Annotated in this window: 14 protein-coding genes; 6 read left to right on the forward strand and 8 right to left on the reverse strand. The window is 63.3% G+C overall.

Features of this window, described 5'->3' with window-relative positions; all coding sequences use genetic code 11:
- Positions 1–87 precede the first annotated feature (87 nt).
- The 3 genes from ACWDUN_RS20350 to ACWDUN_RS20360 all read left to right on the forward strand — a co-directional run bounded on the left by ACWDUN_RS20350 (position 88) and on the right by ACWDUN_RS20360 (position 2,808).
- Entirely contained in the window at positions 88–936 is an 849-nt protein-coding gene (locus ACWDUN_RS20350; protein ID WP_213447935.1) for a mycofactocin-coupled SDR family oxidoreductase, read from the forward strand.
- A 126-nt stretch (positions 937–1,062) separates the two neighbouring features.
- Positions 1,063–1,842 (forward strand): SDR family NAD(P)-dependent oxidoreductase, encoded by a 780-nt coding sequence (locus tag ACWDUN_RS20355; RefSeq protein ID WP_449931824.1) that lies wholly within the window; start codon positions 1,063–1,065, stop codon positions 1,840–1,842.
- A 207-nt stretch (positions 1,843–2,049) separates the two neighbouring features.
- Positions 2,050–2,808, forward strand: a complete 759-nt coding sequence (locus tag ACWDUN_RS20360) for an enoyl-CoA hydratase/isomerase family protein (protein WP_449931825.1) — start codon at positions 2,050–2,052, stop codon at positions 2,806–2,808.
- 277 nt (positions 2,809–3,085) lie between these two features.
- Here the strand turns inward: ACWDUN_RS20360 and ACWDUN_RS20365 are convergent, their stop codons facing one another.
- The 5 genes from ACWDUN_RS20365 to ACWDUN_RS20385 form a co-directional block, all read right to left on the reverse strand.
- Complete coding sequence (locus tag ACWDUN_RS20365) at positions 3,086–3,916, reverse strand: mycofactocin-coupled SDR family oxidoreductase (RefSeq protein WP_213447932.1); 831 nt, start codon at positions 3,914–3,916, stop codon at positions 3,086–3,088.
- 29 nt (positions 3,917–3,945) lie between these two features.
- Positions 3,946–5,106, reverse strand: a complete 1,161-nt coding sequence (locus ACWDUN_RS20370) for an LLM class flavin-dependent oxidoreductase (RefSeq protein ID WP_213447931.1) — start codon at positions 5,104–5,106, stop codon at positions 3,946–3,948.
- A 46-nt stretch (positions 5,107–5,152) separates the two neighbouring features.
- Positions 5,153–5,602, reverse strand: coding sequence for a limonene-1,2-epoxide hydrolase family protein (locus ACWDUN_RS20375; protein WP_449931826.1), 450 nt, complete (start codon positions 5,600–5,602; stop codon positions 5,153–5,155).
- Positions 5,603–5,703: 101 nt separating this feature from the next.
- Entirely contained in the window at positions 5,704–6,741 is a 1,038-nt protein-coding gene (locus tag ACWDUN_RS20380) for a phosphotransferase family protein (protein WP_449931827.1), read from the reverse strand.
- Positions 6,738–7,946: an acyl-CoA dehydrogenase family protein gene (locus tag ACWDUN_RS20385; protein ID WP_213447928.1), complete on the reverse strand. Its 1,209-nt coding sequence runs from the start codon at positions 7,944–7,946 to the stop codon at positions 6,738–6,740. Before ACWDUN_RS20385 ends, ACWDUN_RS20380 begins: the two co-directional genes overlap by 4 nt.
- Positions 7,947–8,205: 259 nt before the next feature.
- Here ACWDUN_RS20385 and ACWDUN_RS20390 point away from each other — a divergent pair, with 259 nt between their 5' ends.
- From ACWDUN_RS20390 to ACWDUN_RS20400, 3 genes are read left to right on the forward strand one after another with little or no spacing between them, the layout of a single operon-like run.
- A complete protein-coding gene (locus ACWDUN_RS20390; protein WP_213447927.1) occupies positions 8,206–9,738 on the forward strand; it encodes a class I adenylate-forming enzyme family protein in 1,533 nt (510 codons plus the stop codon).
- Positions 9,735–10,094 (forward strand): hypothetical protein, encoded by a 360-nt coding sequence (locus ACWDUN_RS20395; protein WP_213447926.1) that lies wholly within the window; start codon positions 9,735–9,737, stop codon positions 10,092–10,094. Before ACWDUN_RS20390 ends, ACWDUN_RS20395 begins: the two co-directional genes overlap by 4 nt.
- Positions 10,081–10,482, forward strand: a complete 402-nt coding sequence (locus tag ACWDUN_RS20400; protein ID WP_449931829.1) for a hypothetical protein — start codon at positions 10,081–10,083, stop codon at positions 10,480–10,482. Before ACWDUN_RS20395 ends, ACWDUN_RS20400 begins: the two co-directional genes overlap by 14 nt.
- Before the next feature lie 119 nt (positions 10,483–10,601).
- Here ACWDUN_RS20400 and ACWDUN_RS20405 read toward each other — a convergent pair whose 3' ends face one another.
- The 3 genes from ACWDUN_RS20405 to ACWDUN_RS20415 are packed head-to-tail and all read right to left on the reverse strand — an operon-like array spanning position 10,602 to position 13,314.
- On the reverse strand, positions 10,602–11,786 hold the full coding sequence (locus ACWDUN_RS20405; protein WP_449931830.1) for a thiolase family protein: 1,185 nt from the start codon (positions 11,784–11,786) through the stop codon (positions 10,602–10,604).
- Between the two features lie 44 nt (positions 11,787–11,830).
- Positions 11,831–12,562 (reverse strand): SDR family NAD(P)-dependent oxidoreductase, encoded by a 732-nt coding sequence (locus tag ACWDUN_RS20410; protein WP_449931831.1) that lies wholly within the window; start codon positions 12,560–12,562, stop codon positions 11,831–11,833.
- A complete protein-coding gene (locus ACWDUN_RS20415; RefSeq protein WP_213449807.1) occupies positions 12,559–13,314 on the reverse strand; it encodes an SDR family NAD(P)-dependent oxidoreductase in 756 nt (251 codons plus the stop codon). The genes ACWDUN_RS20410 and ACWDUN_RS20415 overlap by 4 nt, the downstream gene beginning before the upstream one ends.
- Positions 13,315–13,412: the final 98 nt, after the last annotated feature.

Here is a 13,412-nt window from a genome sequence, read left to right on the forward strand (position 1 = left end):
ACGCAACACCGCGTATCCGGGGCGCGCTCTAGCGTAGTGACGTCGGCTGACTGTTGCCGATCCTCAACACCACCGAAGGGAATCAACGTGGGCCGGCTCGATGGAAAAGTTGCCTTCATCACCGGTGCAGCCCGCGGACAGGGCCGCGCGCACGCAATTGCTCTCGCCCGCGAAGGGGCCGACATCGTAGCGACTGACATATGCGGCCAGGTCGCCTCAGTCGACTATGACATGGCCTCTACTGATGATCTTCACACGACGGTAAAGCTTGTTGAGCAACACGGTCGGCGAGCGATCGCAGTGCAAGTGGACGCCCGATCTCAAGCGCAGCTCGACGGCGCTGTGGCCACCTCGCTTGCCGAGTTCGGATCGATTGATGTGGTCGTGATCAACCACGGTATCTGGACCCGCGGTCAACTCTGGGAACTTGCAGAGCAGACGTGGCAAGACACGGTCGACATCAACCTCAATGGTGTGTGGCGGGTTCTCAAGGCCACCGCTCCTGCCCTGATCGAGCGCCGAAGCGGCTCTGTTGTCATCACCGCATCGGTCAACGGCGTAGAGGGGCAGGCAGGTTCGGCGCACTACACGGCGTCGAAACACGGGGCGGTGGGCATTATGAAGGCCGCCGCACTTGAACTGGCGCCGTATGGAATTCGCGTGAACGCCATCCTGCCTGGTTTCGTCGATACGCCGATGACGAACTGGCAGGGCGCGTGGGACATGACCAGCGGCCACCCCGGTGGGACGCGGCAGGAGCACGAGGCGTCGGCGCGGCATTGGCACGCTTTCGGCGGATTGATGGAACCATCCGACATCAGTGGCGCAGTGGTCTTCCTGGCCTCCGACGACGCGTCCCGGATCACCGGAATCGCGATGCCGGTGGATAGTGGGCACCTTGTACTATCCACGTTCAACCCGTCGCCGCCTGGCTGACGGTGTGGCCTTCAGAGATGACCAGATTCAGCCTAGGGCCGGCGTGACGCAGATCGCGCGGGCGGACCGCGAGAGCCTGCTGACCGATCCACGTGGTCAACGTGTTGCGATGCCGGGAAAGTCATGATGTCGTCACTGGACTTGTTCGACCTCACCGGCCGCGTAGCCGTTGTCACCGGAGCTGCTGGGGGTCTCGGATCGTCGTTCTCGCGCACCCTGGCCCGGGCTGGGGCGCGGGTCGTGTGCGCCGATTTCGACAGTGAGAAGGCCGATCGAGTGGCGGACAACTTGGTTGCCTCCGGATTTATCGCGACCGCCGTTGGCGTCGATGTGACTGACGAAAGCTCGGTTGCAGCCCTGGTCGACATCGCCTTCACGGAATACGGACAGGTTGACATTCTGGTCAACAATGCCGGAATCGGCGATATTCGCGCGGTGCCCATGCACCGAGTGCGAGTCGAACACTGGCGGTCGGTTATCGATGTCGATCTGAACGGTGTGTTCCTCTGCAGCAGGGCGGTTCTCGGTCACATGGCTGAACGGAAATCGGGAAAAGTGATCAATATCGCCTCGATGTACGGACTGCAAGGCGCCGTGGTGACTCCGATGCCGGCGTATACGGCGGCAAAGGGCGCGGTGGTGAACCTGACCCGCGAATGTGCTTTACAGTACGCCGCCTACAATGTGCAGGTAAATGCGTTGTGCCCCGGTTACGTCCGCACCGGATTGGCCGGCGGCGTATACAGTGACCCGGCCTTCGTCTCGAAGCTCACGGCTCAGGTACCGATGGGACGTATCGCCGAAGCACATGAACTCGACGGTGCGATCCTCATGCTGGCGTCAGCCGCCTCGGACTACATGACCGGTCAGACGTTGGTCCTCGATGGTGGCGTCTCGGCTGGATGAACTCGGCCGACAGCAGGATGGTGGTGCGGATTGAAACAACGCAATTCAACGCGAGCGACCTAGCGTTGGGAAAGGAACGGTGCGCGTTGACACTACGAACCCCGAGGATCACGACATGAGTCTTTCCTGCAGGTCGACTGACCAACCGCTGTCATTACCGGCTTCCCGGCCGGACAGCTCGGCGACGATCCGATGAGCGCCGGCCAAGTGACCTACGAGGTCGAGGACGCGGTGGCGACGGTGACACTCGATCGCCCGGACGCGCTGAACGCCCTCACCATTCGAATGATGCGTGAACTTGCCGAAGCCTTCGATACTGCAGCGACAGACGACACAGTGCGTACGATCGTGATCACCGGTGCCGGGGACCGCGCGTTCTGCGCCGGCGGCGATATGGCCGAACTGATTCCGCGGCTGACGGCGGGCGAGCTGGAGATCATGGTGCCCGACGCCGGGAAGCGCCATCTCAGTGACGTTTTCAAACCAATTATCGCGGCCGTCAATGGTGTATGTGTCGGCGGAGGCCTTGAGATCCTCCTTGGTACCGACCTGCGTGTCGCCGCGGACACCGCGGTGTTCGGAGTTCCAGAAGTGCGGTGGGGTTTGATTGCCGGTGGGGGAAGCCATATCCGGTTACCGCAGCAGGTGCCGTGGGCGATCGCCATGCAGCTACTGATCACTGGGGATCACATCACCGCGGACCGCGCGTACCAAGCAGGTCTGATCAACGAGGTCGTCGGCAACGGTGCGGTGCTGGGTCGTGCGACGGAAATCGCTGCGGCGGTGGCACGTAACGCGCCGCTCGCGGTGCGAACCGCCAAGGAGATCGCGGTTCGGGGTCTTGCCAACGAGTCGGCCTTCCATTTGGAGTACGCACTCAACCGCCAGGTCATCTCATCCGAGGACGCAACGGAAGGTCCGCGGGCGTTTCTCGAGAAGCGGCCTCCGCATTTCACCGGTAGGTAGCGATTGTGAGCGTTTGTTGCAGGGACCGTTCAACACCTCGTCGATGAGCAGCGCTGCGCACAGGCGATGGCGTGCTCGGTAAGGGAGCCTCCAGGTGTAGTTCGCCCCGGAAAAATCTGGTAGGCGAGCGTGGTGTGATGTTCGGAAAGTTCGGGTGCGATATCCCACGGCTCGATGATTTGGCTGCGTTGGACTGCTGCTGGCGAGACGAACGGTTGGGGCGGGGGACTCGCTCCTGAGACAAGGACCTGCCTCAGGAGCGAGCGGACCTGACGACCTACAACGTCGTTCCCGCATCCACTGGTATCGCCGCCCCGGTGATGTAACGCGCGTTCTCCGAGACCAGGAACAGCAAGGCATTGCTGACATCCTCGGGCTCGACCCATGGGACGGGCAGCTTGTTCGTAGCCGTCGACGCGACCTCGAAGTCCGCCCGGGTGGGATTTGGGTTGTCGGGACAGAAGATTCGGTACGTTCCCTCGTTCTGGATCATCGGAGTGTCAACCTGGGTGGGATGCAGCGAATTCACTCGGATCCGATGTGGCGCCAGTTCGACCGCCAGGCTGCGCATCAAGCCGACCAACCCGTGTTTGGCCGCCGTGTAGTGCGAGATATGCGCGTATCCCTTGAGCCCGGCCGCCGAACTGGTCAGCACGATCGCTCCGCCGCGCTGTCCGCTCACGATATGCGGAATGGCCACTGTGGTGGTGTGCCACACTCCGGTCAAGTTGATGTCGACCATTTGCTGCCACGTTCGAGAAGAGATCTCGTGGGATAGGTAAGGCTTGCTGGCAATGCCGGCATTGGCCGACACGATGTCGAGCCGCCCCAACTCCAGAACTGCGTCGTTGACCGCCTTGTCGAGCACATCGAGATCCCGAACATCGGCCTCGATGCGGATGGCATGGCGTCCAAGTTGTTCCACAGCTGCGGCGGTCGCGGCCAACTCCTCGGCGGTCCCAGATGGATAACCCGTGTCGATGATCTCGCGAGGCACGTCGACCAAGATGGTGTGCGCGCCTTCGGCCGCAAGCTTGAGTGCGTGCGAACGGCCTTGACCGCGTGCTGCGCCAGTGACGAGTGCGACCTGGCCTTCGAGTGCAGACATGACTTCTCCCATTCCGGTGCGTGGCGTCACTAAACCTTGGAGGTGCGTTCGGCTTCGAATCGCTTCTGCGCTTCCGCTTGGCCCGCTTGGGTGATGTCGGCGGCCGACTTGTTGCTGTTGACGGTCTGGTCGAACCCACGCTTGCGAGAGGCGAGGTCACCGTTGAAGTGCGGAGCAACCTGCTGGGCGATGAGTTCGAAGCTGTGCAGCGCCGCCTGTGTGGAGGCCCATTCGCCGTGCAGGACGAGGAACTTGCCGAATCCTCCTGACTTCTCCTGGAGCCGGCGGATCTGGTTGACGGCCATCTCCGGAGTGCCTATGACGGCCAGCCCGGACTCGTTGATGGAGTCGATGAGGCTGTCGACGTCTTCGGACTCCTCGAATCCGGGCGTGATATGCGACAGGTAGTTCATCAGCTCCAGCAGGCCGTGCCGAACGTCGGCGCGTGCCTGCTCCTCGGTGTCGGCAACATGCATGATGCCGGTGAGCCGCCATTCCTCACGGCGGACCGACTTGCCGTTCTCGGCGGCGATTTCCTCAGCGATCTGCCAGTGGTTGGCCAATAGTTCCACACCGACCGGGTTGGTTGCGGCCAGCGACAGGATCCCGGTGCCGAACTTGCCGGCGAGTTTCGGTCCGGTCGGGGAAACCGTTGCGGTGACTGCTATCTGGAAATCGGAGTAGGGAGCGACGTGCAAATAGGCGTCGCGACACGTGTACCAGTCGGTTTCTTCGGTGACGGTCTCGCCGGCGAGCAGTCGGTTGATCACTGCGAAAGACTCTTCCATCTTCCGACGGTTGTCGAGCGGGTCGATTCCGATCATCTTGGCGTCGTCAGCGAGTTGGCCGGGGCCTGCGCCGAAGATCATCCGCCCGTTGCTCAGGTGATCGAGCATCACCAGTCGATCGGCCAGCATGAAGGGGTGATGGTAGGGCAGCGAGACGACCCCCAGGCCCAGCTTGATCCGATGAGTCCGCTGTGACGCGGCGGCAACGAACAGCTCAGGGGAGGCGATGATTTCCACTCCGCCGGAATGGTGTTCGCCCATCCAGAATTCGGCGAAGCCGAGACGGTCGAGGTGCTCGACCAATTCCAGATCGTTCTGGATGGAGAAGTGGGCGTCAGAGGTGGGGAGATGCCAGGGTGCCAGAAAGGCCCCGAACTCAACGTGCGGGTGCAGAACGGTCATGGGTTGTCCGATCGTCGTGGTAAGTGGCTGTGGGGGGTAGAAATGCTCAGCCGCGCAGGGACATCTGCACGGCCTCTTCGAACTCGCGTAGGTCGAAGTAATCGCGCCACCCGACGATTTTTCCGTCGCGGAGCTGAAAGACGCCCAAGATTCCCAGCGGGTAGGTTTTGCCGGTAGGCAATGCGGTGAGCACATCGACGCGTTCGGTGTAGACAAATCCGTTGGCCGATGCAATGTGGAATGTCTCCACCGCGTCGATGCTCATCACACCGAAGAGTCCCGCCAGGGTGGCGTGGACGGCCTCGCGGCCGTAGGCCGGTGCGAGTGGCATGTTCTGATACATTCCGTCCTCGGCGAAATAGTTGATGAGGCGGTCTGCGTCGTTGGTGGTCAGATCCTGCATGAATTGCAGGATCAGTGCCTCGTCCGGGGTCGCGGCGTGCTGATCGACCAGATCGGCGGACACCCACTTCGGAACTTCAACCTCAAGCGTCATTGCTTCGGACTCCTATCTAGCGCGAAGAAAATGGGGAGGACACCCACGCTAAGTGGGTTGCGTCACTAGGGGTGTCGCAGATCGCAACAGCGGGCCCAGCGTCAGGACGTGCTGGTGGCGCCGCTGCGGCGAAGTGTGCTCAATCCGACCGACACCAGTTCAGGGACGCAGGCCGCGGCGGCGGCTGCGCCGTCTCCGGCGGATGCGCCCGCGTCGGCGCGGAAGGCGATTCCCTCCGCGATCACGGCCAACTTGAAGTGGGCGAGGGCGACGTAGAACGACCAGTGGTTCAGGTCCGTGCCGGAGGCAAGCGCGTAGTGCTGGGCAAGCGTGTCCGGAGACGGCAGCCGCGGACTGGTCCAGGCTGCATGGGTGCCGAGAATGGTGTCCAACGCCGCGGAGCGGTAGACGCACATCAGCGCAACGTCCGTCATCGGATCGCCGATGGTCGACAGTTCCCAGTCCACGACCGCACGCACAAGGCGGGGACCGGAAAGGTCGACGATCGTGTTGTCGACTCGGAAGTCGCCGTGCACGATGGCCGGCCTCGGTGTCGTTGCGGGTACGCGGTCCGCCAGTGCCGTAGCCAGCCGATCCAGGTCGGCGAGATCACGGGTTCGGACCCGCCGCCACTGTTTGGTCCAGAGGGTGACCTGCCTGGCGAGAAATCCGTCCGGTCGGCCGAAGTCGTCGAGCCCGACCGCGCGGTAGTCCACCTCGTGGAGGTCGACCAACGTGTGAATGAGTTCGCTGGTCAGCGCTTCGATCTGGTCGTCGTTGAGATCATCGAGGTCGGTGTTGGCGCGAATCACCCGCCCCGCGACGAACTCGGCCACTGTGATCGGCGCACCGGTATACGAGCCGTTGACGTCGCAGGCTATTGTCGCGGCCACGGGCACCGCGGTGCCTTGGAGGGCGCGCATCACCCGATACTCCCGGGCGACGTCATGGGCCGAAGGAGTCAACCCACGCGCCGGCGGACGGCGCACCACCCACACCGACGATCCATCGGTCACCCGATAGGTGAGGTTGGAGCGCCCTCCGGCGAGCAGTTGTGCCGATAAAGACCCCGAGAGGGCTATGCCGTTGTTGACCAGCAGGGCCTGCAGCTGAGCCAGGTTCAACGCGTGGTCGCTCATTCGGAGCCTTCCGCTTGGCTACGTGCGGCCCGGATCGCTCGCTTGGCAATGGCCCAGCGGTGAACCTCCGAGGGGCCGTCGTAGATCCGGAATGGGCGCACTTCACGCGAGATGCGGGCCACCGGGTAGTCGTCGGACACTCCAAGTCCGCCACACATCTGCACACTTCGGTCGACGACGCGGTCGATGGCTTCAGCTGCGAATGTCTTCGCTATCGAGGTCTGGGTGGACGCGGACTCGCCCTGGTCGAGGTGCCAGCAGGCCTGGACAAGCAATGCCCTGGTTGCGGCGAGGTCGATCTCGTTGTCGGCGACCATCCTTTGGATCATGCCCAGGTCGCCGAGCCGGCCGCCGAATCCGCGCCGCGCCGCGACATGTGAGAGCGCGGTGTCGTGAGCGCGCCGCGCCGAACCCAACCACCGCATGACGTGGGTCATGCGCGCAGGACCAAGACGGATTTGGGCATACTGGAATCCCGCGTCGACGGCACCGAGGACGGCATCGTCACCAACGCTGACCTCGTCGAAGCTGACTTCACAGTGTCCTCCGAGCATGGACTTGTCCATGGTCGCAATATGCCTGCCGACGGTCAGTCCGGTGGCATGTCCATCGACGAGAAACATGGTGGCTCCACCGCGATCGCCAGGCTGACCGGAGGTGCGTGCCATGACGATGAAGAAGTGTGCGCCGTCGGCACCGGTGATGAACCACTTCCGACCCGAGATGTGCCACCGGCCGGCCCGGTATGTCGCAGTGGTGCACAGCATCGACGGATCCGAACCCGCACCCGGCGACGGTTCGGTCATGGCAAAGGCAGACCGGCACTCCCCGGCCGCCAGTGGTTGTAGGTAGTTCACCTTCTGCTCGGCGCTGGCCGCATGGGCCAACAGGTGCAGGTTTCCTTCGTCCGGCGCGGCGATGTTGAGACTGAGCGGACCGAACAGCGAGTAGCCGGCTTCCTCGAAAAGTGGTGCTCGATCGACCATTCCCAGACCCAGGCCGCCGTACCCGCGCGGTGCGTGCGGTGCGAACACACCGGCCGCCCGTGCTTCTTGCTGCAGCCGAACGCGCAGGACGTCATTACCCGCGGCGTGGATGTCGCCTCCGTGCTGGTCGTCGATCGGCAGTACTACCTCGCGGATGAACGTCTCCGTCCGCGCGGCGAGCTCTGACACGTGCTGGGGAAAGCTCAGACTCACAGCCATCAAGATCCTCGGGTAGGGGTTAAGGCGGGCGGATACCGGTCAGGGGTCGCGCAGCGGATGCCGCCGGCACCCTTGGACCGTAATAAGCAGCTCAAACGACGAATGTCGCAATTCGAGACGGGGCGGCTCCGGCATCGGTAAGTGTTGTTAATTGCGACACAAGCCCTGCCCGCGACAGATCTATGGTTCGGATCTGACCTCGGGAACGACGAGCAAACCGCTCCCGGGCGAGCGAATTCGAAGTCGAAGGAAGACCGGCATGAACCTTGCGAGTGTGTTCCACCATCAGGCGGTAAAGCATCCGACCAAGCTCGCCATCCGCGACGCAGAAGTCGAGCTGTCGTACGCGACGCTGGACGATCAGTCGGCGCGGGTGGCGGCGTTTCTGGCGAGCGAAATGATCAACCCCGGGGATCGGGTCGCGATCTACATGGCCAATAGCGCGCAATATATCGTTGTAGCACTGGGTATTTGGAAGGCCGGCGCTGTCCTGGTGCCGCTGAACACCGCAATACCCCCAGCTCCGCTGCGGCACGCCGTCGCTGATTCCGGGGCACGCATCGTCTTCGCCGACCCCCAAACGGCCCCTCGGTTTGTGCGCGACTTCGAGGGTCTTCAGATCGCTGACCAGCTCGTAGTCTGCGGCCCCGTCGGTGAGTCGGTGCGGCCCCGGTGGACCTACGAACAAGTTCTCGCCGCGCCGCCGGCACCGGCCATTGAGCCGCGGCTCGACAGCGACGACGCGATGATCATGTACACCAGTGGTTCCTCAGGCACCCCGAAAGGCGTTCGACAAACCCACCGCAACATCACCGCGTACGTTTCAGCGATCACCCAAGTCTGGGACTTCTCGGCCGATGATTTCGCCGTCATCTGCACACCCTTCTTCCACGTCGGCGGCATGCAATTGATGATCCTTCCGATGCTGCTCAATGGCGCTTCGGCCTACACCCTGGCGCGGTGGAACGCGGCTCAGTGGCGACAGGCGGTCCAGGACTGCAATGCCACCTACACGGCGCTGGTGCCGACCATGGTCGTCGATGTCGCCAATGCCTTTGAAAACGATCCGGCGGATCTGTCCTCGGTGCAGGTGTGTGCCATCGGTGGTTCGGTACTGCCCGAAGGCCCGGTGCGGCGGTTTCTCAATGCGACCGGGATTCGCAACGCCGTCAATATCTATGGCCAGACCGAACAATCCGGCGTGGCGATCTGTGAGCGGCCGGGCGAACAGGACCACCCACGTGTGCTCGGAAGGCCGCTGGAGCAACTCGTGTACTGGAAACTGGTCGACGTCGTCACGGGAGCCGACGTCAGTGATCACCCCGGACAGGTTGGGGAGCTCTATGTACGCGGCGACGCAGTCACCCCGGGCTACTGGAATCTTCTCGACGTCAACGGTGACAAATTCGTTGAAGGATGGCTGAAGACCGGTGACCTGATGCGGACCGACACCGACGGTGTGCTGCATTTTGTCGAGCGATCTGACGAGATGATCATCTCGGGCGGCGAGAATGTCTACCCGCAGATGATCGAGAACAGCCTGGCGTCCTGCCCGGATGTCGCCGAGGTCGCGGTCATCGGCACTCATCACGAACGTTGGATTCAACAGGTCACGGCGATCGTCGTCCCACGTTCAGCGGCGGTCACCAAGGACGACATCATCGCCTACTGCATGGATCACCCCGACCTACAGGGTCTGCAGCGGCCGCGCCGCATCGAACTGGTGGCAGCGTTGCCTCGTACCGGCAACAACAAGATCGACCGCCCAAAGCTCAAGCGGGACTTCGTATGACGATGAGCCACCTGCGACTGCTGTGGATCAACGGCAAGCCCGTCGAATCACGCGACCCGGCAATCCGACGACGGCGCCTGCCCGTGGAGACCACCAGCGAGGGTTGCCGAATCGCGTGGTTGGTGGTTCCGATGGCGGCGTCCAGCGCGCTGACTGTCCGCGACAGTGCTACGCAGCGAAAGCCGAGGAAAACCCTGCGGCGCATCGGTATCGTGGTGCTGCTCGCAGTGCTGTTGGCGATGGCGTTCAACCTGCTCGCGGCGGTCGGCATGCACAGCGTGCTCTCCCGTTCGACACCGAGCACGTCAATGGGTCCAGCCTTTTCGATGTCTGGGGTGCGCAATGGACAGATCTGACGAGATGAGGTTTGCCTGGGCGCTAGCTGATGCCGCCAGGCCGTTCATCAATCCTGGTGCGCATACCTGGCTGTGCGTCAAGATCGGGGCCGGCGAGTACCGCAACGCAATCTTGGAACTGCTGGAACGCTTCGTCGCCCGAGACGCGGAGTTTCCGCTGGCGCTGGCGCCGTCCTTGTGGGCGTGGGCAAGTGGATTCGCTGGCTGCAGCACCGAGGAGCGGCTGCGCGCACTGGGCATGGGCCTCAGACTTGGTCCCAAGATTCCTGAGCCGGTGCCGCCGCCTCCGCCGCCCCCGCCGCCGCTGGTGGCACGACGTCCCTACGCCGCCGTGAAGACGAGGGCCACCCGGTTACGTTTGATATCGATGCAGGCACGCTCAACGTAACCCGGGTTGGCGAAATCAAGCTGAGTGAACCGGCCTGAATGATTCTGTTACAGCGTCTCAAGGCACAACGTCGCCCCCGCCGGATCAACCGGCGAGGGCGGCATTGCTTGTCGAGCAGCTCAGACCCGTTCGATGATGGTGGCGTTGGCCATTCCGCCGCCTTCGCACATGGTCTGCAGCCCGTAGCGTGCTCCACTGCGCTCCAGGTTGTTCACCATTGTGGTCAACAGACGGGTACCGGACGCACCGAGGGCGTGTCCGAGCGCGATGGCACCGCCGCGCGGGTTGAGCTTGGCGGGATCGGCGTTCAGAGAGCCGGCCCAGGCTAAAGGCACCGGTGCGAAAGCCTCATTGACTTCAAAGGTGTCGATGTCATCAATGTTCAGCCCCGAGCGTTCAAGCACCTTTGTCGTCGCCGGAATGACGCCGGTCAGCATGTAGAGTGGATCGCTCCCGGTGACAGCGAAGCTGTGAAACCGTGCGCGTGGGCGCAGGCCCAGCTCGTTGGCTTTGTCCTCGGACATGATCAGGACTGCCGAGGCGCCATCGGTCAGTGGTGACGAGTTTCCGGCGGTGATGGACCAATCGATCTGGGGGAACCGAGCGCTGTATTCGTCGGCGGTGAACGACGGGCGCAGCGCAGCCAGCCCTTCCGCGGTTGTGTTGGCGCGCACCGTCTCGTCGATGGTATGGACGCTGCCGTCGGGCAAAGTCACCGGCACGATCTCGTTGTCGAACTCACCGGCGCGGTACGCCTCATCGGCGAGTCGATGCGACCGTGCGGCGTACTCATCGAGTGCGGCGCGATCCAACTTCCATTGCGCAGCGATCAATTCGGCAGAGATGCCTTGGCCGACAGGACCATCGGGGAAGCGCTCGGCCAATGGCTCGACGTTGGGGTCTTGGCCCTGCGAGCTCGCACCCATCGGAATCCTGCTCATCGACTCCACACCACACGCGACGACGATGTCGTACGCGCCGGCGAGTACACCCTGTGCCGCGAAATGCGCCGCCTGCTGGCTTGATCCGCACTGTCGATCCACGCTGGTGCCCGGCACCGATTCTGGCAGCCCCGCGGCCAGCGCCGCCGTCCGGGCAATGTTCAGTGCCTGCTCGCCGGTCTGAGATACACACCCGGCGATGACGTCGTCGATGAGCGCGGGATCGAAGTCGTTGCGCGCCAGCAGAGCTTGCAGGGTCTGCTGCAGCAGGTTCACGGGGTGAATCCCCGACAGTGCCCCACCGGGCTTGCCTTTGCCCGAGCCGGTGCGCACGGCATCGACGATCACTGCGTTGATGGTCATGGTTTTCTCCAATCGAGAGGTGTTGCTGTCGAGGTTTTCTCGGGCTAGGCGCGCCAAAGGCTGGGCCCGGGTCGAGCCAGGGGCAGGTAGGGTACGTTCACCTTCTTGGTGAGGCGGGTCAGGCAAACGGTGGCTTCGGCAACGTCGGCGGCGGTGATCATGTCTTCTGGATCGACGCCGGGTAGTGCGGCGGTCATGTCGGTGGCGACGTAGCCCGGGCAGACCGCCGAGGCATTGACCCCGTGAACGTACTCTTCAACCGACAACGTCTCGCAGAGGGAGATCATCGCCGCCTTGGTGGCTCCGTAGGCCGAGTTCAGTGGTTCTCCCGCCAGTCCGGTCATCGAGGCCATCGCGATCACGCGGGCGCCGAACGGCGACTGCTGTCCAGCCCGTCGCAAAGCTGGTAACAGACTCTGGATCAATGCATACGGTGCGCGCAGGTTGATGGCGAGCAGCTTGTCCAGGCGTCGTAGCGGGAAGTCCGACAGCGCGCCGATGGTGCCCATTGCCGCGTTCAGGATGAGAGCGTCGATGGTGTCCAGGTCTGCGCTCGCTTCGGAGATGATATCTACCGCCTCCGGATCGGCCATGTCGGCCGCGACCGGTGTGACTCGGCGGCCACTCTCAGCGCTCAGAGCGGAGGCGAACTCTACGATGGCACTTGGATTTCGAGCGGTGACGAGGAGGTCCCAGCCCTCCGCTGCCAGCTTGGTGCATATCTGGGCACCGATTCCACGACTGGCGCCAGTCACCACGGCGGTACGCCGAGTCATTTGGGCGCCATTCTGATTGCGCCGTCGAGACGAATGGTTTCGCCGTTGAGCATGGGATTGACCACGATGTGCTCTACCAGTGCGGCGAACTCGTCGGGGTGGCCGAGACGCCGCGGATGAGGGACCTGGCTGGCGATGGATTCCCTCGCCGGAGCGGACAATCCCTGCAAGATGGGTGTGTCGAACATGCCTGGAGCAATTGCCATGACCCGGATCAGCCGACTGGAAAGATCGCGCGCGAGGGGCAGGGTCATGCTGGCGATAGCACCCTTGGATGCCGCGTAGGACGCCTGGCCGATCTGGCCGTCAAAGGCGGCCACCGAAGCCGTGTTCACAATGATTCCGCGCTCGCCATCGACTGGTTCTGTGGCCGCGATCGCTGCTGCCGCCAAGCGGGTGACGTTGAACGTGCCGATGAGGTTGATATCGATGACGCGTCGGAAGCGGTCCAGTTCCAGCGGACCATCCTTGCTGATGGTTCGGGCCGGGTCGCCCACACCGGCACAGTTCACGACGATGCGCAGGTCACCCCAGTCGGTCGCTTGGTCGATGGCGGCTTGGACGGTGTCGTGATCGCGCACGTCGGCTCCGAGCAGACGGATGCGCGAGTCCTGCGTGGGGGACAGTGCGACGGCGTTCGGCAGATCGATGCCCACCACGCGGGCGCCCGCGGCGACAAGCCGGCGGGCGGTGGCGTGGCCGAGCCCGGAAGCGGCGCCGGTGATCAACGCAAGGGAATTCTCTAACTTCACTGTGGTGGTGTCGCTTTCGCTACGCGCCCCGCGGGGCTGTTTGGCGCACTCAACCTCGCATCCGACGCGACAGTGTGGTCGTCGCAATCCGCGACAGT

It is taken from the genome of Mycobacterium sp. NPDC003323, assembly GCF_053589535.1.